The following is a 22,807-nucleotide window of genomic DNA, read 5'->3' as shown; positions in this document are numbered from 1 at the left end:
AGCGGACCGAACCTGATTACCAGCACGTGCCCCTGATCTGGCGGCACCTGTGATCGATGCGCGACTTCATCGGACACCGCCCTCATCAAGGCGCTTGGTGCCGTAGAAGTCAGCCAGCACGCCGAACGCTTCCTTGCGCTCGCCCGTTTCCGAGATCAGCCCCTTGCGATTCCAGCCCTGCTGGAAATCGGGGTTCTGCCGCCTGGGCGAGCGAAAGTCCTTCAGAATCCACGGCGACATTCCGCGCAAGCTCGGCAGGCGCGCCGCCATCGCCAGCGTCGCGCGGTAGTAATCGGCCTGATAATCTTCCGAGAATTTCTGCTTGTTGGCGGGATCGTGGAAGCCCGCGCGCGCGTCGGCGCCGAATTCCGAGAAGATCAGCGGCTTGTCCGCGGGCACGCGCCACTCGCTGGCGGGCAGGTCGCGCAACCGGTCAGGCGTGTACCAGCCGTTATAGGTGTTGATCGCCAGCACGTCGAGCGCGGGGGCGAGCGGATCGGCGAGCGTCATCACCGGATGGTTGGCGGCTCGGTCACGCTCGACCAGCAAGGCGGCGCTGACCAGCCTTGTGTCGTCCATCTGCCGCGCGTCGGCGACGAGCGTGCGCAGGAAGGCGTTGCGCTGATCGTTGACGGGCGTTTCGTTGGCGACGCTCCAGATCGCGATCGCGGCGCGGTTGCGGTCGCGCAGAATGTTCTCCGCCAGCATCGTGCGTGCGCGCTTGAGCGTATCAGGATTGCCCCAGGCGACGCGCCAATAAACGGGCACTTCGCTCCACACGATCAGCCCGAGTTCGTCGGCGAGCCGCAGCGTCACCTCCGAATGCGGATAATGCGCCAGCCGCACGAAATTGCCGTGCAGCCCGTCCTTGATCTCCGACAGGAGCGCGCGGCTCGCCGCCGGGGTCATCGCGCGTGTCGGCTCGGCGCCCAGCTCCTCCTCGTGCATCGAGATGCCGCGCAGGTAGACGGGCCTGCCGTTCAGCAGGATATCGGCGCCGCGCACCTCGATCGTGCGGAACCCGATACGGTCGCGCCAGCGGTCGGCACCCGCCTCGACGCTCACGTCGTACAATTGCGGGCGCTCGGGCGACCAGCGTACCAGCGCGGCGGGTGCGGCCATCGTCGCGCGCCAATTGCCCGCAGCGTCGGTGCGCCCGGTCTGGTCGAGCCCGAGCGCCGCGATCCGCAACCGCACCGCACGGTTCGCCGCCTGCGGCCCGTCGAGATGGACGTCGGCCGCCAGCCGCCCGTCGCGGGTCAGCCGCACCCACGCATCATCGACATAGGTGTCGGGGGTGGCGATCAACCGCACCGCGCGCGTGATGCCGCCGTAATTCTCCCAATCGGTGACGGGCGGCGGCACCGTCGCCTCGGTCGCCTGCGAGTCGACCCCGACGGTCAACTGGTTACTGCCGTCGCGCAGCAGCCGCGTCACGTCAAAGGCGAAGGGCGTGAACCCGCCCTCATGCCGGCCGACCTCCTGCCCATTCAAGTACACACGCGTCGCGTAATTCGCCGCACCGAAGCGCAGGAAATACCGCCCCTGCCGCTTCGCGGGCGCGACGAAATTGCGCTGGTACCACATCAGCCCGTCATAATGGCGTAGCTCGGCCGCGTGGGTCAGCCACGACGATGGCAGCGAAGCGAGCGGCGAGCGCGCGAGATCGAACTCGTACAAGGTGCGACTGTCGCTCGCCATCGCCTGGCGCACGTCGACGTCGCGCCAGCGCTGCTGCCCGCTGTCGGGCGCTTCACCGTGGAAACCGGCGATTCCCGATCGGAACGGATCGATCGAATAATGCCACGGGCCCGACAGGTCGGTGCCGTCGCGCAGATCGGCGGCGACGAGCAACGGCGTCGGGGTCGGCAGCGGTGCATTGGGTAGGGCTTGAACCGCGCCCGATGCCGGCGTGGGCGGTGATGCCTGCTGCGCCGCGATCGGACCGATCGCCAGCGCCGCGATCAATCCCGCACCTACCAGCGTGAACCTGCTCGACATCATCGCCTCTCCCGCCTCTTCATGGACCGCGGTCGTTCGCCGCGGTGTTAGTCGTCAGAATGTGTCGCGTGCGCGATCCCCGCTTCCAGCCCGCGCAACTCGGCCAGGCCGCGCATCCGGCCGAGCAGCGAATAGCCCGGATTGGTCACCTTGCTCAGATCGTCGAGCATCTGGTGCCCGTGATCCGGGCGCATCGGGATCGCGCGTGCTTCACGCCGTTGCAGCCGGTGCACCGCCGCGACCACCGCCGCCATGCCGGCGTCACCCGCCAGATGCGGTGCCTCGTGGAACGTGCCGTTCGCCTCGCGCTGCACCGAGCGCAGATGGAGGAAGCCGATCCGCGCGCCCAGGCGATCGACCATCCCGGCGAGGTCGTTGTCGGCGCGGACGCCGAACGATCCGGTGCACATGCACAATCCGTTCGACCGGTTGGGCACCGCCTCGAACAGGGCGGCCACGTCGTGCTCGGTGCTGACGACGCGTGGCAGGCCGAAGATCGGGAACGGCGGGTCGTCGGGGTGGACGACCAACTGCACACCCACCTCGTCGGCGACCGGACAGACCGCGCGCAGGAACGCGACATGGTTCGCGCGCAGCGTGTCGGCGTCAATCCCGTCATAGCCGCGTACGGCGTCCAGGAACGCTGCGGCGGTGAAGCTTTCCTCGCTGCCCGGCAGTCCGGCGATGATCGTCCGCTCGAGCCGGTGGCGCGCCGCCTCGTCCATCGCGTGAAACCGGCGTTCGGCCGCCGCCAGCGTGTCGGACGCGTAATCGCCTTGTGCGCCGGGCCGTGCGAGCATGAACAGGTCGAACGCCGCCACCATCTCGAGCTCGAACCTGAGCGCCAGCGCGCCGTCGGGCATCGGCCACGCCAGATCGGTGCGCGTCCAGTCGAGCAGCGGCATAAAATTATAGGTGACGACGCGGATTCCGGCCGCGGCGAGGTGGCGCAGGCTGATGCAATACGCCTCGATCAGCCGGTCCCAGTCAGGCCCACGCTTCTTGATGTCCTCGTGCACCGGCAGGCTCTCGACCACGGTCCAGTCGAGCCCGGCTGCCTGCACCGTCGCGCGGCGCGCCGTGATCGCCTCGAGCGGCCAGACCTCGCCGTTGGGCATGTCGTGCAGCGCGGTCACCACCTCGGTCGCGCCGGATTGGCGAATGTCGCGCAGGCTGACCGGATCGGCGGGGCCGAACCAGCGCATTGTCTGCGTCATCCGCGACGCGTCGCCGCTCCCCTCGTCGCTCACGACGCGGGCTCCGCCTCGAACCGCAGGCCGGTGGCGCGGCTCGGCTGGAATCCCTTCCACACGGTTGCGACCGGCGCGCCGGGGCTGAACCCGTCGTAACGTCCGATCGGCGCGTTCGGCCAGTTGCCGGCGTCGGCATCGCTCACCAGCCCGTCGAGATAGGCCGCCTTGGCCGTCTCACCCTTGGCGAAACGGTCGAGGAACGCGGTGATGAAGTGCGTCTGGATCGGCAGCAGGCGGTCCTTGCGCCACACCGCATCCTCGAACCAGTCCATGTCCCAGAAGGTACCGCGCATTTCGGCGGGCGCGCCGGCAAGTGCGATGCTGTGCCCCGCGCCCTTGAAGGTCAGCAGGTAGCGCGGTGCGCGCCGCTCTTGCGCGAACAGGGCGCGCACCGCGTCATAGCCGACCGCGTGATCGTGATCGCCTGCGATGAACAAGGTCGGCGCCGTGATCGCGCCGACGCCTGCCCCGGACGGCGACCAGGCCGGTATCTCGCCGAAGCGGCTGGCGGGCGCGATCGCGACCACCGCCTTCACGTTCGCGACCTTGAGCGATGCCGCGCGCGCGCCACCCGCGGCATAATCGGCGAGGATCCCGCGCGACAGCGATCCCATCTGCGGGTTGAGCGGCGCACCCGCGGCGGTCAGCACGCCGTAGCCGCCCATCGAGTAACCGATCAGCACCGTGCGCGATGCGTCGGCGGCGGCGAACACGCCGTCGTGCCGCGCCGCGCGGCGCTGCGCCTCGGCGGCCACGAACGCAATGTCGAGCGGACGCCGCGTGATCGGCCCCGACCGCGCCGCGGCGGTGCGGATGCTGATCGGCGGATCGCCGAACTCGGGCGCGACGACGACATAGCCCTTGCTCGCCAGATTCTCGCCCAGCCAGGCGAGCGCTTCGGGCGCGTTGCCGTATCCATGTGCGAGGATGACCAGCGGAAACCGCCCCGCCGCCGCGCGCGCCTCGGGTGTCGCCAGCCCCGCGAGCGTGAACGGCACGTCGCGCCCATCCGCGCCCGACATCGCGGCATGGTAGGTCGTACCGGTTTCGGTACTTGGCCCCCCGCGCGCCGCCGGGTACCAGACCAGGGTCGGCAGCCGCCGCGCGGTCACCAGCGGCTGGTCCGTGCCCTGCAACGGGTCGGCCTGCCCGGGCTGCACCAGCTCGACGCGCGCGAGCCCGACCGGATGCGCGCCCAACCGCGCGAGCTCGGGCGCGTCGACCGGTGGGCGGGCCTGCGCGCCGTCCGCCGGCTGGACGCCACCCGGTCTGATGGGGCGCGGCCTTGTAGAACCCGGACCGGCGGCGCTCGGCACCTCGGCGGCGATCGCCGCGCCGGTCACGACCAGCACCGGACCCGCCAGCAGCACCTGCTTCACTGTCATCACCAATTCCCGCTCGTATCCCGCTCGCGCTTAGAAGTTCAGGCCCAGGCGCAGTCCGGCGTAACGCTTGAAATCGCGCGGCAGCACAGCCTGGGTCGCGATGTTGTTGCCGAAATTGCCCGCGGTGTTGACCAGCGCGCCGTAATATTGCTGGTCGAACACGTTGTTGACGAAGGCGACCAGCTCCCAGCGGCGCTCCTCGTCGCGCACGCCGAGCCCTACGTTGACGATGTGGAACGCGGGCTGGAACAGCTGCGGGTCGCGCGGCGCGAAATACAGGCTGCTCTGGTATTGCCAGTTGAACTGCGCCACGCCGCGCAGCCCGGTGGTCAGCGACGGCGAGTAATCGCCGCTGACGTTGAACTTCCATTCCGGCGCCTGCGCGACGCGCTCACCGTTCAGGTTCTGGCTCGCCGGCGTGCCGGTGCAGCCCTGCGCTGCGGTCTGCAGCGGATAGCATTGCGCGACCGGGAACGATTTGTAGGTGGCATCAAGGTAGGTCACCGCGCCGTTCACGTTCAGGTCGTCCGACAGGCGCAGCGATCCCTCGAACTCGATGCCGCGGGTGTTCAGCTTGCCGACGTTGGTCAGCCGGTAGTTGGAGGTACCGTCGGCCAGCGTCTCGATCGTCTGCGCCTGCAGGTTGCGATAATTGGTGTCGAACAAGGTGACGTTCGCGGTCAAACGCCGATCAAAGAACTGGCTGCGGATGCCGAGCTCCTTGTCGCGCGAGCGTTCGGGGCGGATCGGGCCGGCAGCGGCGCGGTTCTGGTTGAACCCGGTGGTCAGGTCGTAGGTCTGACCCTTGTACCCGGTCGCATAGGTGAAGAACGCGTTGATGTCGCGCGTCAGGTCGTACTTGACGCTCGCGCGGTAGGTGCCCGCGGTATCGCTCGCGTCACCCGAATAGAAGCGATTGGTCAGATTGTCGCGGTAGGTATAGGCGACCCGCTCGTTCTGCACGCGTCCGCCGCCAGTGAGGGTAAGCCCCGGGGTCAGCGTCCAATCGACCTGCGCGAAGCCCGCGATCTGGCGCGATTTCGAGGTCGCGAACCAGTTGGCGAGCGAGAAGACGGGGCCGCGCTGAAATGGCCGCTCGAACGCGTTGCTCGCCAGGTACACGCCGACCGTATAGCGGAACGACTTGTCGTCCGGCGACTGCAACCGCACTTCCTGCGTATATTGCTCCGAGTCGAACTGCCCGATCTGGTTGTTGTTGCCGATCGCGCCCGCGGCCGAGGTATCGTCCTGATCGAGGAAATCGTCGAGGTGGAAGCGATCATACGAGGTGATCGAGACCAGGTTCATCTCGCCCAGCGCGACCTCGCCGCGCAGATAGCCGCCGCCGCCCTCGTATTTGGTGCGCGAATTGTAGTTGTTGCTGATCTCGTCGTTATATTCCTCGACGCTGACGCCGGGCAGGACAACCGCCGGGGTGAGGCCGGCGGTGCCGCGCAGCCGCGCGTTGGGGCCGAAACGAACGAACGGGCGGCCGACATCGGTGTTGCCGTTGACGTAGTTGAGCGACAGCGTCAGCGACGCGTCATCGACCGGCTCCCACCGCACCTTGCCGCGCAGGTTGAGCGTCTCGCGGCCGTTCACGGTCTTGCCGTTGAAGCGGTTCTTCACGTTGCCGTCCCAATTGTTGTACGCGGCGGAGACAACATAACCGAAGTCGTCGCCAGCAGGTCCGGACACGCTGAAGTTCAGGCCGTATTCGTCGTCGGTCGTGGCGACGCCGTTTGCGCGCACGCGCAGCGTGCTGGTCGGGCTGCGCGTGATCAGATTGACCAGACCGGCGGACGCCGACTTGCCGTACAACGTGCTCTGCGGTCCGCGCAGCACCTCGATCCGCTCGACGTCGGGCAGGTCGGTGAAGGCGCGCGCCTGGAATGCGAGCGGCACTTCGTCAACCAGCACCGCGACGCTCGACTCGACGCCGATGCCGAAGGCGAACGTGCCGACGCCGCGCAGCGAGATGTTGGAATTCTGCGGCTGTTCGGCCGGGCGCACGACGAGCGAGGGCGCGATCTTGCCGATGTCGGTGAAGTTGCGAACGCCCGCGCTGGCGAGCTGCGCCGGGGTCACCACCGCGACCGCGAGCGGCACCTGCTGGATGTTCTCGGCCCGCTTGTTCGCGGTGACGATGATCTCACCCGTCGTCGCCTCGCCCTGAACCGCGGCGGTCGGGCCGCCGGGTGCGCCCTGCCCATCCTGCGTCAGTTGCGCGGACGCGGCGTCGGCTGATGTCGTGTCGGGGGTCGCCGGCGTTTGCGTCTGCGCCGTCGCCGGCGTGGCAGCGGCGGCGAGTGCAACCGAAATGGCGATGGTCGCGGCGGACGTGCGCAGGTTCATCGAAATCCTCCCTTTGACGTGTCGCCGCTCTCGGTCGGCTGAACATGGTGCAGGCGTACCAACTGGCCTTACCATTGGCAAGCGACATTTGTAGCTGGTAAGACCGTTGCGTCGACTACGCCGACAAGACGGCGCGTTGCAGCGGTGTAGCCAACCCGCTAGGTTGCGCAGCCATCCGGGAAGAGTTGCATTGATAAGACCACTTCGCGCGTCGCCGTCGCTCCTCCAGCCCGACGGCCGGAAATTGTATCAGCAGGCCGCCGCCGCGATCGCCGCCGCGATCCAGCGCGGCGACTATCGCCCCGGGCAGCGCATCCCGTCGGAACGCGACCTGGCCGAGGAGCACAAGGTCAGCCGCCCGACGATCCGCGAGGCGTTGATCGCGCTCGAGGTCACGGGTCTGGTCCGATCACGCCATGGGTCGGGCATCTTCGTCGTCGACAATCCCAGCAGCGACGCGCTGTCGCTCAGCCTCGACATCGGCGCGTTCGAGCTGACGGAGGCGCGCCGCCTGTTCGAGGGCGAAACCGCCGCGCTTGCCGCGCTGTCGATCACCGAGGCCGATCTCGTCCGGCTGGAGGAGCTGATCAGCGACATGGAGCGCGAGAATCAGCAGCAGGTCGGCGGCGAGCGCGCCGATCGCGAGTTCCACCTGGTCATCGCGCGCGCGACCGCGAATTCGGCGATCGTCGGCGTGATCGAGTCGCTGTGGGATGCGCGCTACAGCTCGCCCTTGTGCGCCGAGATGCTGGAGCGCGCGCGCAAGGTCGGCGTGCAGCCGCGCATCGACGAGCACCTCGTCATCATCCAGGCGCTGCGCAACCGCGATCCGGCCGCCGCGCGCACCGCGATGCGCGACCATCTGGCGCGCGTGATCGACGGGCTGCTCGAGGCGACCGAGATCGATACGATGGAACGCACGCGCGCCGAACTGGAGGAGAAGCGCAGCGCGCTGGCACGCCGCGTCTCGGTGTGAGATCGGCGGTGGTCAGAACAGACTGATCGCGACCCCCGCGCGGCCGTCGTGCCGGACCACGCTGCCCGCGCCGTCGTTCACGATTAGCCGTCGCGTGTCGCCGGGCGGCAGGAGCAGCGTGACATCGGAGTCGCCGAACGTGCCGGGACCATCGCGGCGTACCTGTATCGATACGCTATTCGCGTCGGCGCTGCCGGTCACGAGCCAGCGGTCGATCGGCCCGTCGCCGTCACCCGCATCCTCCACCGCATCCCAGGCGAACGTGCCGTCAAGCGGCGGGAACAGCCACAATCCGCGGCGATACGGCTCGGGCCGCCAGCCACCGCGCGCCAGATCGACCAACATCGCCGATCCTGCGCGTGCGAGCAGCGGCGGGGCGCCGTCGAGCGGAGCGTCGATCGTCACCTCCGTGCCGCCCGCGATCCCCTGCCCGCCCCATACGTCGATCCAGTCCGCGCCCGCGGGCGCGCGCACGCGCCGCCTCGTCGCGCCCGGCTCCATCACCGGGGCAGCGAGCAGGTTGGGGCCGAGCAGATGCTCGTCGCACTCGTCCCAGCTTCGCGCGTCATCCGCAAAGTCGAGCCAGACCGGGCGCACCATCGGCTGATAGTCGCGCGCGTAGCGGTGGAGCAAATCGTAGAAGAACGGGATCAACGTCTGCCTGAGCGCCATCAGTCGGTGGATCGCGGGCAGCACCTCCGGGTACATCCACGGTTCGTTGACGCTGCGATCGTCGTTCCAGCTATGGATGCTGAAACGCGGCATCAGGATGCCCGCCTGTACCCAGCGCACCAGCAATTCGGGCGACGGCGCCGGGCCGGAGAAGCCGCCGACGTCGTGCCCGCTGTTCGACACGCCCGACAAGGCGAGCCCGATCGACTGCCGCGCGTTGTAGCGGATCGTCTTCCACTCGGTCCGGTTGTCGCCCGACCAGGTCTGCGCGTAGCGGTGCAGCCCTGCCATTCCCGAGCGAGTGACGACATAGGGACGTTGATCGGGTTTCGCCTCGACCTGCGCGCGCCGCGACGCGCGCGTCATCAGCATCGGCTGCACCGGGCGCATCGCCGCCGCAGCCTGCGCGGTGCCGAAGCCGGCGAAGCGCGCGCGTGCGTCCCACAGCTCATATTCGTTGTTGTCGTTCCACGTCGCCTCGATGCCGTGATCGAGCAAGGCTCGGCCGACCTCGCCGCGCCACCAGTCAGCCGCCGCGGGCTTGGTGAAATCCAGGTAGCTGCCGACCTCGTCCCAGAATTGCGCCTCGATTGGCGTGCCGTCCGCATCGGACACGAACAGCCCGGCTGCCGCCACCTCGTCGTAGCGCGGGTGGCTGCGCAGCAGCGCGGGCTTGATATTGGGGACGAGCCGCACGCCCGCCGCGGCATAGCCGGCGACGAAGGCGACGGGATCGGGAAACTTGTCGCGGTTCCAGTGAAACACGTACCGCTTGTCGCCGATCGAGGTGTAGCCCGACGACAGGTGGAACGACGTGCACCCCAGATCGTGCTCGGCGCATTGGTCGAGGAACCCCGCCATCTGCACCGCGGCGTCGGGCGCATCGGTATAGGTCATCGTCGAGCCCGAATAGCCGAGCGACCAGCGCGGCATCATCGCCGGACGCCCGGTCAGCCAAGTGAAGCGCCGCGTCACCGCCAGCGGGTCCGGTCCGGCGATCATCCACAGGTCGAGGTCGCCTGCGTCGGCAACGACGTGGCGGTAGAGGCCGTGATAATTGTCGAGCTCGCGCCCCAAATCGACCGTCACGTCGGCGACACTGTCGTAGAACGCGCCGTGGCAACGGCCCGCGCTATCTGCGACGAGCAGGTACGGGATCGACTTGTACATCGGATCGCTGTGCTCGGCGTCGAAGCCCATCGGGTCGACGTTAGTCAGTCGGAAGCGCCGCCCGGCGCGGTCGCAGTCGCCGGTGCGGTCGCCCAGGCCGTAGAAACGCTCGCCCGGCTGGCGCGCGACATAATGGTGCGCGCGCCCGTCCCACCAGCCAAAGTCATACGCCTGCGTCGGGCGATCCGCCGCCATCAGGCACCAGTCGCCCGCCTCCCCGCTCTGCTGTTCCCAGACGCAGTGCAGCCCGGTGAGCGCGATCGTCACGCGGATACGCGCGGTCGCCACGATCAGCGTGCCGTCCCGCTCCTCGCAGGTGAAATCGGGCAAGGCGAAGCCGGCGGTGTCCATCCGGTCGCGCCCCGGCTCGGCGAGGTCACTTGCCCCAGGCGCGATCGCCCAGCTCGGCGGGCTGGTGACGCGCCCCTCGGCGAGCAGCAGCAACCGCATCACGTCGTCCTCCAGCACGAAGACGTGCGCGACTGTGCCTGTGTCGGCGGTGAGCGTGACGCGCCCCGGCGCGCGCGCCGAAAGCGTAAAGATCGGGGGGCGGGATAGCGTCGCGCGCCTCATGCGGAGAGTTCCTTGGCTGAATTCGTCTCGGCTGGGGTCGGCGCCGTCAGCTTGCCGATAAAGATGATGAAGATCGCCGCGCCGATCAGGTCGAGCACCGCGAGCACGCCGAACAGCGGACCATAACCGACCGTGTCGGCGAACTGCCCGATCAGCAGCGAGAAGATCAGCCCGCCGATCCAGCCCGCCTGCCCGATGAAGCCGTTGGCGGTACCGACCTCGCCGGGCGCGAACACGTCCGCCGACAGCGTGTTGATCAGCCCGGAGATCATCTGGTGCGCGAAGCCGCCGATCGAGAACAGCAGGATCGCGGTGTACGGGCTCGCGGCAAGGCCGATACAGCCGGGCGCGATCATCAGCACCGCGCCGAGCGCGATCCCCGCGACGCGCGACGGGATCAGCGCGACGCCGCGGCGCATCAGGAAGGGTGACAGATAGCCGCCCAGGATGCCGCCGAAATCGGCCGCCAGGAACGGCAGCCACGCGAACAGCGCGATCTGTTTCAGGTCCATGCCGCGCTCGGTCGCGAGATACAGCGGGATCCAGAAACTGAACGTCTGCCACGCCGGCTCGGCGAGGAAGCGAGGAACCGCGATCACCCAGAAACGCTGACTGCGCAGGATCTCGCGTGGACGCGCGCGCGCCGCCGGCGTGGCGGGCCGGTCGGCGGCGATCATCGCGCGCTCGTCCGCGGTGATGGCATTGTGCTGCTCGGGCGGGCGGTAACAGGCGTACCAGGCGATCGCCCAGATCACGCCGACCGCACCCGTGACGATGAACGCCCAGCGCCAGTTGGCCCAGATCGCGACCGCGGCGACCACCGGCGGCGCGATCAGTGCGCCGAGCGAGGTGCCCGCATTGAACCAGCCGACCGCGACCGAGCGTTCGCGCGCCGGAAACCATTCCGCCACCGCCTTGATCCCCGAGGGGATCGCCGCGGCCTCGAAGATGCCGAGCAGCCCGCGGAACAGCGCCAGGCTGAGCCAGCCGAAGGCGAGCGCGTGGAGCATGTTGGCGGCCGACCAGGCGAGCCCGAACATCGCGAACCCGATGCGCAGCCCGAAGCGATCGACCAGCGCACCCGCGATCGGCTGCATGATCGTATAGGCGAGCTGAAATGCGCCGACGACGTAGCTGTACTGCTGCGTCGTCATGTGCAGCGCGGATTTCAGTTCGGGGGCGAGCACGCCCAATGAGTTGCGCGCGAGGTAATTGGCCATCGTGCCGGCGCAGATCAGCGCCACGATCCACCAGCGCAGGTTCCGTACGCGCAACGCCTGTCTCCTCCCCGGCTCCTGCCGCCTCGCGCCGTGTTCGACGTCACCGGATCGACTAGCGCATTCGTTATGGCCTGTCCATATTGGTCGGGCCAATCATCTGCCCATAAGGTGCGTCAGCGGTTCGGTCGGGAATGGCGCCGCGCTGCATGACCACCCACCCCGCCAGCGCATGGCCCGCGCGCGCGGCAGCGCGCGGCGCCTGATCGCCGAGCCGCGCGTGGAGATAGCCCGCGTTGAAGGCGTCGCCCGCGCCGCTGGTGTCGACTGGCGACAGCACCGCCGCGGGGCGCACCAGCGTCCCATCGACCAGGCAACCGTCCGCGCCGCGTTTCAGCGCCACTTCCCCAACGCCGGCGCGCGCCCAGCCATCGACGATCGCGTTCGCCGCATCCGCCCCCGTCTCCGTCTCCGCCCCCCTCAGCGCTTCCTCGTCCTCCAGCGTGGGCAGCCCGATGTCGGCGACCGCCAATGCGTCGCGATAGGCCGCGCGCGCGTCCTCCATGTCGGGCCACAAGGCGGGGCGGAAATTGGTGTCAAACGCGACCCGTCCCCCGTTGGCGCGCACCGCACGCGCGAGATCGAGCAGCGCCGCGCGTCCTGCGGCCGGCAGGATCGCGAGCGAGATCATCGAGAATACGAGCAGATCGGCCTGCACCGCCGCGGCGATCGCGTCGGCGCTCCCCGGCAGCGCGAACACCTGCCGCGCCGCGCTGTCGCTGCGCCAATAGGTGAACTGCCGCTCGCCGCGGTCATCGTTGCTGATCGCGTACAGCCCCGGACGGTGCGTCGGGTGGGTCAGCAGGAACTCGGGCCGAAGCCCTTCGCCGACCCACGCCGCGCGCAGCTGGTCGCTGAACGGGTCGGAACCCAGCGCGGTCAGGAAGCCGACGTCGTGCCCCAGCCGCGCGAGATGGATCGCGGTGTTGAGCGTGTCACCACCGTATGCGAGCGTCCACGCGCGCGGCTGACCCGCGGGCGACAGCTCGATCATCCCCTCTCCCACCACGACAATCGTCATTGCGCGCCTATCTTGCCTGACCAATGTTGCGGCTCTGGTAAAATGAGTCAGGCTTGGCTAGCAAGCGACAACGTCGAAGGAGAGAGGATATGCGAGAAAGCGCCCCGATCATCACGCGCGATCCGCGTCGATGACGCGCCCGCTGCGCCTCCACCCCGACCGGCTGTTCGCGAGCGATCCGGTCCAGCGCGACATCGCGCGCACCTTGTACGCCGCGGTCGCCGACCTGCCGATCGTCTCGCCGCACGGCCACACCGACCCGCAATGGTTCGCGACCGACGCAGCATGGGAGAATGCGGCCGAGCTGCTGCTGACACCCGACCATTACATCTTTCGCATGCTCTACAGTCAGGGCGTGCCGCTTGAGGCGCTGGGCGTACCGTCGCGCGAAGGCCCGCCTGCGACCGACCCGCGCGCGGCATGGCGGACCTTTGCCGCGCGTTACCACCTGTTTCGCGGCACGCCGTCGCGGTTGTGGCTCGACCATGTCTTCGCGGAGATCATGGGCTTCGACGTGCAGTTAGAGGCGGCGACCGCCGACCTTTACTACGACGCGATCGCCGAGAAACTGGCCTCGCCTGCCTTCCGCCCGCGCGCGCTGTTCGACCGGTTCGGGATCGAGCTGCTCGCCACCACCGAGGGCGCGGAAGCCGATCTGTCGGCGCATCACGCGATCCGCGCGTCGGGATGGAACGGGCGCGTCGTCACCACCTATCGCCCCGATGGCGTGATCGACGTCGAGCACGAACAATTCGCCCCCGCGATGGCGCGCTTCGCCGCGCTGACCGGCGAGGACGTGTGGTCGTGGCAAGGCTATCTCGCCGCGCATCGCCGCCGCCGCGCCGACTTCCGCGCCGCCGGCGCGACCGCGACCGATCACGGCCACCCCTCGGCCCGCACCGCCAACCTGTCCCCGCGCGAGGCCGAGGCCTTGTTCGCGCGCGTGACGGGGCCCGATCCCTCGCCCGAGGATGCCGACCTGTTCCGCGCGCAGATGCTGACCGAGATGGCGCGGATGAGCGTGGAGGACGGCATGGTGATGCAATTGCACCCGGGCTCGCTTCGTAACCACAATGCGGCATTGTTCGCCAGCCACGGCCGCGACAAGGGCGCCGACATCCCGATGCGGGTCGATTACGTGTCCGCGCTGAAGCCGCTGCTCGACGTGGTCGGCAACGAGCGCAATTTCACGCTGATCCTCTTCACGCTCGACGAATCGACCTACGCGCGTGAGCTCGCCCCGCTGGCCGGCCATTACCCGTGCCTGCGGCTCGGCCCGGCTTGGTGGTTCCACGATTCCCCCGAGGGGATGCGGCGCTACCGCGAAATGACGACCGAAACCGCGGGGTTCTACAACACGGTCGGGTTCAACGACGACACGCGCGCGTTCCTGTCGATCCCCGCACGCCACGATGTCGCGCGCCGCGTCGATTGCGCGTTTCTCGCCCGGCTCGTCACCGAGCACCGCTTGGAGGATTGGGAAGCCGCCGAACTCGCGCACGAGCTGACGGTCGGGCTCGCGCGCCGAGCGTACCGGTTGTGAGGCTGTCGCCTGAGACGCTGGCGCATCTGCCCGGCGACGTGCAGCGGCCAAGCTACGATCGCGATGCGCAGCGCCGCGGCATCGTCCACTTAGGCCTGGGCGCCTTCCACCGCGCGCACCAGGCGGCCTACACCGATCAGGCGATGGCGGCGGGGGATCGCGACTGGGCGATCACCGGCGTGTCGCTGCGCTCGCCGCACGTGCACGACGCACTCGCGCCGCAGGACGGGCTCTACACGCTGACCGAGCGCGACCAATCGGCACAGCGGATGCGCGTAATCGGCGCGATCCGCGATGTGCTGGTCGCGCCGCACGACCCGGGCGCCGTCGTGGCCGCGATCGCCGCGCGCGACACGCACGTGGTCACCCTCACCGTGACCGAGAAAGGCTATTGCCGCCGACCGGATGGGACCGTCGATCCCGCGGTAGTGAACGGCCGCGCGCGCACCATCTACCACTATCTATGCGACGCCTTCGCCGCACGGCGTGCGGCCGGTCTCCCTGGGCTGACGTTGGTGTCGTGCGACAATCTGACCGCCAACGGCCCCGTGCTGCATCGAGCGATCAGCGAGTTCTTGGATGCGACTATGCCCGAGCTGCGCGCGTGGTTCGAGGCCGAGTGCGCCTGCCCTTCGACGATGGTCGACCGCATCGTCCCCGCGGTCACCGCGAGCGATCTGGATCGGGTCCCCAGCCGGCTCGAGATGCGCGACGAGGCGGCGGTGATCACCGAACCCTTCCACCAATGGGTGATCGAGGACCGCTTCGCAGGTCCGCGACCGAGGTGGGAGGCTGGCGGCGCGCAGTTCGTCGCCGATGTCAGCTCTTATGAGACCGCCAAGCTTCGCCTGCTCAACGGCGCGCACTCAGCGCTCGCCTATCTCGGGCTCGCGCGCGGATTGTCGTTCGTCCACGAGGCGGTGGCCGACCCCGCAATCCGCCCGCTGGTTGAACGATTGATGCGGATCGAGGCCGCGCCGACGATCGACGCCACCGCCGGGCAGGACCTGCCCGCCTATATCGATGCGCTGCTGCACCGCTTCGCCAACCCGGCGCTCGCGCACCGGTTAGACCAGATCGCAACCGACGGGTCGCAGAAGATTGGCCCGCGCTGGCTCGAGCCACTGGCGATCGCGTGCGCGCGAGGCATGGCGTCTCCCGCGACGTTGCAAGCGCTGGCCGCGTGGCTCGTGTTCGTGCGCGGTAACTCGCACACAGTTGCCGATCCGCTCGCGGACCGACTCTCCGGTTTATGGAACGAGCATGGCGCGAACGGCATCGTTGATGCGGTTTTCGGTGACGCTGGTTTGCTCCCCGCAACGAGCGGGCTGGATGGCCCCAGTCGACGCGAGTTGACGCGGATGGTGCACGAGCGGACGTCCACCTGACGAGTAATCATGGCCAGACCGCCGAGTGCTGTTGCCTCAGCGCCGAGCGTTCTCCACCCAATGCCCCTGGGTCGTTGATCGCGGCAGCCGAGGTTAGATCGCCGCCTGCATCAGCATCTACATGAGCTTGCCGCGCGTGAAGCCGCCCTGCGACAGCCCGGCGCGAACGTGTAGTGCGAACGCCTCTGGTGCCGTGTCATGCCGGCATAGCCGCTCAGCCACGACCGCTGCACCGCGGGCGCGGTCCGGCGGAGTTCGCCCGGCAGGTGCGACGCGCCGACCGCATCTGGAACCGAGCCGAAGACGCGGGCTCAGGTGTCCGCCGAGCCAGTCCGCGTCGTCGTGCCCGGACGATTGTCGTTTGCAAGGCAATCCGATCAAGGCATGGAGCCTGAGATGATCGGCAAACCAGTCCGAACGTGGCATGAAGTAACGAGAGAAACGTTCGAGCGCGAGATCGTGCCATTGCACCAACCCGCGGTGATGCGCGGGTTGGTGGATGCGTGGCCGGTGGTTGCGGCAAGCCGCCGCTCACCCGTCGCGCTGGTCGATTATCTGGCCGCGCATGATTCCGGAGCACCCTTGTCGACCTATGTCGGGGCACCGGAGATTGCGGGCAAGTTCTTCTACCGTGACGACATGCGCGGGTTCAATTTCGACCGCGGATCGGCACCGTTTCGCGCGGTCGCCAACATGCTGCTGAGCGATCCTACCGGTCAGGGTCCGGCGATCTACAGCGGTGCGGCGGCGGCAACCAATCACTTCCCGACGTTTTCGGGGGACAATGCGATGGGGTTGTTGGACGAGAACGTGGCGCCGCGCTTGTGGATCGGCAATGCGGTGACCGTGTCGACACATTACGACCTGGCGGACAACATCGCCTGCGTGGCGGCAGGCAACCGGCAATTCACGCTGTTCCCGCCCGATCAGGTCGGCAACCTGTATGTCGGCCCGCTGGAGAACACCATCTCGGGCCAGCCGGTCAGCATGGTCGATCCGCTCGCCCCCGACCTGTCGCGCTTCCCGCGCTTCGCCGAGGCTGCCGCACATGCTCATTCGGCTGAGCTGGAGCCGGGCGACGCGATCTACGTGCCGACAATGTGGTGGCACCACGTCCGCTCCACCGCGCCGTTCAACCTGCTCGTCAATTACTGGTGGAGCGCGCCGAACGACGGCTCCGCGTTCGAGGCGTTGATCCACGCCATGCTGTCGATCCGCAACCGCCCCGCCGACGAGCGGGCGCATTGGCGCGCGTTCTTCGACCATTACGTGTTCGATGCCGACCCCGACGATGCCGCGCACCTGCCCGCGCACGCGCGCGGCATCCTGGGCCCGAGCAGCCCGGAGCGTACCGCCATGATGCGCGAGTTCCTGCTGCGCGGTCTGGCGCGCGGCGTATGAAGATCGGCGAAGCGCGCCTGAACGTCAGCCTGTCGGGTACCAACTTGGAACGTGCGGGCGATTACAATCAGCGCGTCGTGTTGCAGGCGATCCGATTGAATGCCGAGGTGACGCGCAGCGACCTGGTCGAGTTGACCGGGCTGACGGTGCCGACGATCGCCAACATCACCCGGCGGCTGGTCGCGGCCGGGCTGGCGCGCACCGCGGGACGGTTGCAGCGCGGGCGCGGGCAGCCCGCGGTACGCCTGGCGATCGACCCGAACGGCGCGTTCGGGATCGGGATCAACATCGATCGCGACCATCTGACCTTGGTGGTGCTCGATTTAAGCGGACAGGTGCGCGCACGCGTGGCGCGCGACATCGCCTATGCGCTGCCCGACGACGTGCGCGCGTTCGTGGCGGCGGCGATGGACACGATCCGGGCGTCGTCGGACGTCGCGTTCGACCGCGTGATCGGTGTCGGCGTGGCGGTGCCCGAACCGTTCAGCAAGGCGAACTTCCACGATCAGCCCGCCGGCTATGCCGCGTGGAACGACGTGGATATCACCGCCTTGCTGCAGGATTTGCTGGCGTGGCCGATCCACGTCGACAATGACGCCGCCGCCGCGGCGCTGGGGGAGCTGGAATTCGGGTCGCGGCGCGATTGCTCCAACTTCTTCTACCTGTTGCTGAGCGCAGGGCTGGGCGGCGGGCTGGTGGTGGATGGCAGCTATTATCGCGGAGCCGGGGCACGCAGCGGCGAAATCGGGTTCATCGTCAGCCGTCATCCCGGTGCCGATGACCAGCCGATCGAGGCACGCGTGTCGCTGTCGGCGCTGTACCATCGCCTCTCCGAAGCCGGATGTGCCAGTGGGTCGCTGGATGCGCTGGCGGGGGCCGATGCGCACGCACGAGCGGTCATCGCCGCCTGGATCGACGAAGCCGCGACCCTGCTGGTCGACCCGCTGATCGCGCTCAATTGCTTGCTCAACCCGGAAGCGGTTCTGATCGGCGGGCGGATGCCGGCGGCGTTGATCGACGAATTGGTCGCGGCGCTGAACGCGCGTCTCGCACCCTATGCGCCGCGTCTGCCGTCGCTGGCGCCGGTACGGCGCGCGACCATGGCGGCGGATGCGCCCGCGGTCGGCGCCGCGCTGCTGCCGTTCAGCGCCCGCTTGCTGCCGTCCGACGCGATCCTGATGAACACCGGCCAGATCGCGGCGACCAACGACGATTGAGGCGCGGCTCAGGCGGCGCGGCAATGCGCCGCAATGAAGTCCACATGCGTCGGCATCTGTGCCACGTTCTGCCGGATCGCGACCCGCATTCGTTCCACCGCCTGCGCCAGTTGCGCTTCGTCCAGCCCGTCGACCAGCGGATCGTGCCGCGCGGGCGTGATTCCCTGCCCCAGCATCACCGCGACCCAGCTCGCCAGCGAGAACAGTTCATCGTCGTAGCGGAAGAAGCGCCCCGTCGCGCGGAACAGCTCGGTCTTGCGGCGCAGGGTGTTGGGCACGTCCATCTGCCGCACGTGATTCCAGAAGGCTGAATCGCTGCGCGTCGTCGCGTGATAGTGCAGGATGATGAAGTCGCGCACACCGTCATAGGCGCTACGCATCAGCCGGTCGTATTCATCCGCCTCGACACCCGAGAAGCGACGATCGGGGAACAGCGCCAGCAGCTTGGCGATGCCGGTCTGGATAAGGTGGATCGAGGTCGATTCGAGCGGTTCGAGAAACCCGCCCGACAGCCCCAACGCCACGACGTTGCGGTGCCAGAAACGCTTGCGACGCCCGGTGACGAACGACAAATGCCGTGGCTCGGCAAGCGGCTCGCCCTCGACGTTCGCGAGCAACGTCGCGCGCGCGTCCTCGTCCGACAGATGCGTGCTGGAATATACGTATCCGTTGCCGGTGCGGTGCTGCAACGGGATACGCCATTGCCAGCCGGCCGCGCGCGCGGTGGCGCGCGTGAACGGGACCGGCGCGCCGACGTTGGCGGTCGGCACCGCGACCGCGCGGTCACACGGCAGCCAGTGGCGCCAATCCTCGTAGCCGCTTTCCAGCGCTTCCTCGATCAACAGCCCGCGAAAGCCCGAGCAATCGATGAACAACTCGCCGCCGATCGCGCGGCCATCGTCCAGCGTCACCGCGTCGACGAAGCCATCGTGACTGCGCAGCGCCACGTCGACGATCCGTCCCTCGATCCGCTCGACGCCGCGCGCTTCGGCATAATCGCGCAAGTAGCGGGCGTAGAGCCCGGCATCGAAGTGGAAGGCGTAGGGCAAGGTGCCGAACGGCGATCGTGGGTCGGGCGCGCGCCGCGCGAAACGCCCCGCCGCCGCCGCCACCGCGCAAGGGGCGTAGTGCCAGATGTCAGCACATTTGCCTTCGCGGGCCAGCTTCAGAAAAAATTGATGGAAGCTCAGTCCCTCGATGTCGTGACCGAATTGGCCGAAGGGATGGAAGTAGCGTTCGCCGACCTGGCGCCAATTGACGAACTCGATACCGAGCTTGAACGTCCCCTGCGTACGCGCGACGAAATCATCCTCGTCGATGCCGAGCATCTGGTTGAAGGTCGCGATCGTCGGGATCGTCGCCTCGCCGACGCCGACGGTGCCGATCGCCTCGCTCTCGACCAGGCGGATGCGCGCGCGGTGCCCGACGAATTTCGACAAGGCCGCCGCCGCCATCCAGCCTGCGGTACCGCCGCCGACGATCACGATATCGCGGATGCTGTGTTCGTTCATGCGCCGATCCTCAAACCCGCCAGATAGTCGCGGTGCAAGGGGGCGGTCGCGACCGCGGCCGCCAGCCGGCGGCGGAATGCGTCCATCGCGGCGCGCGCCTGCGTGGGGTCGACCGCGTGTGCGAGCACGTCGACGCGACGCGGTTGCACGCCCTGGCCGAACAGCACCGCGTGCCAGCTGTCACGGTCGAAACTCTCACCGTCGCGGATCGGCAACCGCCCGCGTTCGCGAAACAACGCCAGCGTTTCCGCCAGCAGATCAGGCGGCGGCACCTCGCGCACCGCGCGCCAGAACGGTTCGGGGCGGTCCGATGTCGCGTAATGCATGATAACGAAATCGCGCAAACGGTCGGCCTCTTCGTTCGTCACGCGATTGTAGTGCGCCAGCTCGACCGCCGCAAAGGAGCGATCGGGCAAGGTAGCGACCAGCCGGTCGATCTGCGCGTGGAGCAAGTGGAGCGGTGCGGCCTCCAGCGGCTCGATGACGCTATGCGCCTCGCCGACCGCGACGACATTGCCGATCCACGCGTGCGGGCGGCGGCCGTTGCGAAAGGTGACATTGGTGCCGCTCGCGTCGGCGCCTCGGCCTGCCTGCACGTCGATCGTCTGGCGATGCGTCGGTAGATCGGCTGTCGCGCGCCACCCGGTGGGCAAGGTGGTGACCTCGTCCACCGGCGCGAGGTCAGCATCGGGGCGCGCTCGGTTAAGCACCACATGATCGCACGGCAGCCAGCGCGACCAGTCCTGCCACGCGCCGTCCAGTGCGCCGATCAACGCTCCTGCGGCGTTGGTCGCATCGACGTACAAATCGGCGGTCAGCTCGCTCGCATCGGCGAGCCGTAGCCGGCTGACGCGCCGCTCCGCGACGAGCGCCTCGACAAACGGTGCCGCGGTCACCACCACGCCCAAGTGCCGCGCGTAGCTTTCGATGAAGCGCGCATAGGTCGGGGGATCGAGATGCAGGCCGTGCGCGTAACCACCCGGCACCGCGCCGCCGGCGGGCACGAAGCGCCCGGCTCGCGCCAGCGCCGCGCCGGGCGAAAAGGCATCGAACGGCGCGTCGCCGCCATCGCGCATCCACAAGGGCGCGAACGAGACCCGTTCGATCGGCTGTCCCGCGGGCCCGTAGGCGTGGACGTAATCGGAGCCGTCGCCGCTCCATCCGGTGAAGCGCGTGCCCAGCCGAAACGCCGCGCCGGTCCGCACCACCACGTCGGTTTCCGCCAGGCCGATATCGCGGTGGAAGTCGCCGATCGACGGAGCGGCGGCGCCGGTCAGGTCGACGAAGCCGGGCCGGAACGCAGCAATGGGCACCAATGCGACGGCCAGCCCCGGTACACGCTTCTTGAGCGCCGCCGCCGTGCTCCACGCGGCGATGCCGTGGCCGACGACCGCAACCGTGCGGATGCGTGCGTCGCTCATGCCGCGGCGCCGATCATGGACAGATAGGCGGCATGGTCGGGCATGGTCGCGACCGCCGCCTGCGTTTCGTCGCGCAGGCGTTGCAGGGCGCGCGCGAGCGCAGCAGCCGGCGGCGCGTCGGCGCGCTGATCGTAACCCGCGGGCTCGATCCGTTGTCCCAGGTACACCGCGATCCAGCTCGGCTCCAGGAACACGCCCTCGCGGTATGTCATCACGCGACCTCGACGGCGGAACAGCTCGATCTTCTCCGCCAGCGTGTCGGGCACCGTCATCGTGCGCACGTGATCCCAGAAAGGAGAGTCATTGCGCGTCGTTGCGTGATAATGGAGGATCAGAAAGTCGCGGATCCGATCATATTCCAGATCAACGACGCGGTTGAATTCGTCGCGGTCGATCGCCGCGACCGGCTTTTGCGGAAACAGCTCCAGCAATTGCGTGATCGCGAGCTGGATCAGGTAGATGCTGGTCGACTCCAGCGGTTCCAGGAACCCACCGGCGAGCCCGACCGCGACGACGTTGCCGACCCAGCTTCGCCGCCGACGTCCCGCGGTGAAGCGCAGGAAGCGCGGATCGGCGAGCGGCGGGCCTTCGAGCTCGCTGAGCAGCGCGTCGCGCGCGGCGTCGTCGGCGATGTGCGCGGAGGAATAAACGTAACCGTTGCCGACGCGGTGCTGCAACGGAATGCGCCAGCGCCAACCCGCCGGCATCGCGGTGGCGCTGGTATAAGGCAGCAGTGGCCCCTGACCGGCGCACGGCACCGCCACTGCGCGGTCGCACGGCAGCCAGTGCGACCAATCCTCGAACGGCTCGCGCATCGCCTGCGCCAGCAACAGCGAGCGGAAACCCGAGCAATCGATAAACAGGTCACCCGCGATCCGCTGTCCGTCCGACAGCACCACCGCCGCGACGTTGCCTCCGTCGTCGCGCTCGACATCGGTGATGCGCCCCTCGGTGCGCCGTGCGCCGTGGCGTTCGGCATGGGCGCGAAGAAACGGGGCGTAGCGCGTGGCGTCGAACTGGTACGCGTAACCGAACGTCGACAGCAACGATCGCGGATCGTCGTCGGGCACCGCGAACTTGGCGGCGCGCGCGGCCACCACCGGCAATGAGTAATCGGGCAGGTCCGCGATCGATCCGGCGCGGGTCAGGTAATGATGGAAGCCGACGCCGTCGACGTCGTGACCGAACGCGCCGAACGGATGAATGTAGCTGTCGCCGATCCGCGCCCAGTCGCGGAACTCGATCCCCAGTTTGAAGGTCGCGGCGGTGGCGCGCATGAATGCCGCCTCGTCGATGCCGATGCGCGTATTAAACGCGCGGATGTGCGGCAGGGTCGCTTCACCCACGCCGACGATGCCGATCTCCTCCGATTCGACCAGCTGAACGTCGGCCACGCGCGGACCCAGCACGCAGGCAAGCGCCGCCGCGGTCATCCACCCTGCGGTGCCGCCGCCAACGATCACCACCTTCAACGGTGGTGCAGTGCCAGGCGCCTGCGACGCAGCCACGATGATCCCTCCATCGCACGATATAGTTGCAGATGTAACCTGTGCCTTCTACGCAACAGATAAGTGAAAATCAAAACCATTAAACCTGCGGCAAGCGGGTTTACCGTTGCGATCAAGACCTTGGCCACGTTAGCC

15 protein-coding genes are annotated in these 22,807 nt (G+C 68.3%); 5 read left to right on the top strand and 10 right to left on the bottom strand.

All coding sequences use genetic code 11. From position 1 onward, the window contains the following. Nucleotides 1-66 precede the first annotated feature (66 nt). From HRV97_RS05265 to HRV97_RS05250, 4 genes are read right to left on the bottom strand one after another with little or no spacing between them, the layout of a single operon-like run. Nucleotides 67-2,004, bottom strand: coding sequence for a glycoside hydrolase family 2 protein (locus HRV97_RS05265; RefSeq protein ID WP_246248569.1), 1,938 nt, complete (start codon nt 2,002-2,004; stop codon nt 67-69). Nucleotides 2,005-2,048: 44 nt separating this feature from the next. Next, nucleotides 2,049-3,251, bottom strand: coding sequence for a mannonate dehydratase (gene uxuA, locus HRV97_RS05260; protein WP_343044443.1), 1,203 nt, complete (start codon nt 3,249-3,251; stop codon nt 2,049-2,051). Further along, nucleotides 3,248-4,639: an alpha/beta hydrolase family protein gene (locus tag HRV97_RS05255; RefSeq protein ID WP_174192797.1), complete on the bottom strand. Its 1,392-nt coding sequence runs from the start codon at nt 4,637-4,639 to the stop codon at nt 3,248-3,250. The genes uxuA and HRV97_RS05255 overlap by 4 nt, the downstream gene beginning before the upstream one ends. A 30-nt stretch (nt 4,640-4,669) precedes the next feature. Beyond that, entirely contained in the window at nt 4,670-6,994 is a 2,325-nt protein-coding gene (locus HRV97_RS05250; protein ID WP_174192795.1) for a TonB-dependent receptor, read from the bottom strand. 190 nt (nt 6,995-7,184) lie between these two features. Here HRV97_RS05250 and HRV97_RS05245 point away from each other — a divergent pair, with 190 nt between their 5' ends. Next, on the top strand, nt 7,185-7,970 hold the full coding sequence (locus HRV97_RS05245; protein ID WP_223176641.1) for a FadR/GntR family transcriptional regulator: 786 nt from the start codon (nt 7,185-7,187) through the stop codon (nt 7,968-7,970). A 12-nt stretch (nt 7,971-7,982) separates the two neighbouring features. Here HRV97_RS05245 and HRV97_RS05240 read toward each other — a convergent pair whose 3' ends face one another. The 3 genes from HRV97_RS05240 to HRV97_RS05230 all read right to left on the bottom strand — a co-directional run bounded on the left by HRV97_RS05240 (nt 7,983) and on the right by HRV97_RS05230 (nt 12,683). Next, nucleotides 7,983-10,385, bottom strand: a complete 2,403-nt coding sequence (locus HRV97_RS05240) for a glycoside hydrolase family 31 protein (protein WP_174192794.1) — start codon at nt 10,383-10,385, stop codon at nt 7,983-7,985. Continuing rightward, entirely contained in the window at nt 10,382-11,659 is a 1,278-nt protein-coding gene (locus HRV97_RS05235; RefSeq protein ID WP_246248568.1) for an MFS transporter, read from the bottom strand. Before HRV97_RS05235 ends, HRV97_RS05240 begins: the two co-directional genes overlap by 4 nt. Nucleotides 11,660-11,729: 70 nt before the next feature. Then, nucleotides 11,730-12,683, bottom strand: coding sequence for a sugar kinase (locus HRV97_RS05230; RefSeq protein WP_174192793.1), 954 nt, complete (start codon nt 12,681-12,683; stop codon nt 11,730-11,732). A 130-nt stretch (nt 12,684-12,813) separates the two neighbouring features. Here HRV97_RS05230 and uxaC point away from each other — a divergent pair, with 130 nt between their 5' ends. The 4 genes from uxaC (at nt 12,814) to HRV97_RS05210 (ending at nt 18,232) form a co-directional block, all read left to right on the top strand. Further along, nucleotides 12,814-14,226, top strand: coding sequence for a glucuronate isomerase (gene uxaC, locus HRV97_RS05225; RefSeq protein WP_174192792.1), 1,413 nt, complete (start codon nt 12,814-12,816; stop codon nt 14,224-14,226). Then, nucleotides 14,223-15,614 (top strand): mannitol dehydrogenase family protein, encoded by a 1,392-nt coding sequence (locus tag HRV97_RS05220; protein WP_343044442.1) that lies wholly within the window; start codon nt 14,223-14,225, stop codon nt 15,612-15,614. The genes uxaC and HRV97_RS05220 overlap by 4 nt, the downstream gene beginning before the upstream one ends. A gap of 396 nt (nt 15,615-16,010) precedes the next feature. Beyond that, nucleotides 16,011-17,015: a cupin-like domain-containing protein gene (locus tag HRV97_RS05215; RefSeq protein ID WP_174192791.1), complete on the top strand. Its 1,005-nt coding sequence runs from the start codon at nt 16,011-16,013 to the stop codon at nt 17,013-17,015. After that, on the top strand, nt 17,012-18,232 hold the full coding sequence (locus tag HRV97_RS05210) for an ROK family protein (RefSeq protein ID WP_174192790.1): 1,221 nt from the start codon (nt 17,012-17,014) through the stop codon (nt 18,230-18,232). The genes HRV97_RS05215 and HRV97_RS05210 overlap by 4 nt, the downstream gene beginning before the upstream one ends. An 8-nt stretch (nt 18,233-18,240) precedes the next feature. Here the strand turns inward: HRV97_RS05210 and HRV97_RS05205 are convergent, their stop codons facing one another. Genes HRV97_RS05205 through HRV97_RS05195 form a run of 3 tightly spaced genes read right to left on the bottom strand, consistent with a single transcriptional unit; the run spans nt 18,241 to nt 22,672 of the window. Further along, complete coding sequence (locus HRV97_RS05205; RefSeq protein WP_174192789.1) at nt 18,241-19,743, bottom strand: tryptophan halogenase family protein; 1,503 nt, start codon at nt 19,741-19,743, stop codon at nt 18,241-18,243. After that, the gene (locus HRV97_RS05200) at nt 19,740-21,164 is read right to left on the bottom strand and encodes a tryptophan 7-halogenase (RefSeq protein ID WP_174192788.1); all 1,425 of its coding nucleotides are present in this window, start codon (nt 21,162-21,164) and stop codon (nt 19,740-19,742) included. The genes HRV97_RS05205 and HRV97_RS05200 overlap by 4 nt, the downstream gene beginning before the upstream one ends. Beyond that, nucleotides 21,161-22,672 carry a tryptophan halogenase family protein gene (locus HRV97_RS05195; RefSeq protein WP_343044441.1) on the bottom strand — a complete coding sequence of 504 codons (1,512 nt, stop codon included), beginning with the start codon at nt 22,670-22,672 and terminating at the stop codon, nt 21,161-21,163. Before HRV97_RS05195 ends, HRV97_RS05200 begins: the two co-directional genes overlap by 4 nt. Nucleotides 22,673-22,807 lie beyond the last annotated feature (135 nt).

Origin of the sequence: Sphingomonas hominis (assembly GCF_013328205.1) — a bacterium.
Classification (GTDB): domain Bacteria; phylum Pseudomonadota; class Alphaproteobacteria; order Sphingomonadales; family Sphingomonadaceae; genus Sphingomonas; species Sphingomonas hominis.
This window is presented reverse-complemented; position numbering and strand designations above follow the sequence as displayed.

Coding starts and splice junctions, on each gene's coding strand:
- HRV97_RS05250 (WP_174192795.1), bottom strand. CDS start 6,994: ATGAACCTGCGCACGTCCGCCGCGACCATCGCCATTTCGGTTGCACTC.
- HRV97_RS05200 (WP_174192788.1), bottom strand. CDS start 21,164: ATGAGCGACGCACGCATCCGCACGGTTGCGGTCGTCGGCCACGGCATC.
- HRV97_RS05255 (WP_174192797.1), bottom strand. CDS start 4,639: ATGACAGTGAAGCAGGTGCTGCTGGCGGGTCCGGTGCTGGTCGTGACC.
- HRV97_RS05205 (WP_174192789.1), bottom strand. CDS start 19,743: ATGAACGAACACAGCATCCGCGATATCGTGATCGTCGGCGGCGGTACC.
- HRV97_RS05215 (WP_174192791.1), top strand. CDS start 16,011: ATGATCGGCAAACCAGTCCGAACGTGGCATGAAGTAACGAGAGAAACG.
- HRV97_RS05240 (WP_174192794.1), bottom strand. CDS start 10,385: ATGAGGCGCGCGACGCTATCCCGCCCCCCGATCTTTACGCTTTCGGCG.
- HRV97_RS05210 (WP_174192790.1), top strand. CDS start 17,012: ATGAAGATCGGCGAAGCGCGCCTGAACGTCAGCCTGTCGGGTACCAAC.
- HRV97_RS05265 (WP_246248569.1), bottom strand. CDS start 2,004: ATGATGTCGAGCAGGTTCACGCTGGTAGGTGCGGGATTGATCGCGGCG.
- HRV97_RS05230 (WP_174192793.1), bottom strand. CDS start 12,683: ATGACGATTGTCGTGGTGGGAGAGGGGATGATCGAGCTGTCGCCCGCG.
- uxaC (WP_174192792.1), top strand. CDS start 12,814: ATGACGCGCCCGCTGCGCCTCCACCCCGACCGGCTGTTCGCGAGCGAT.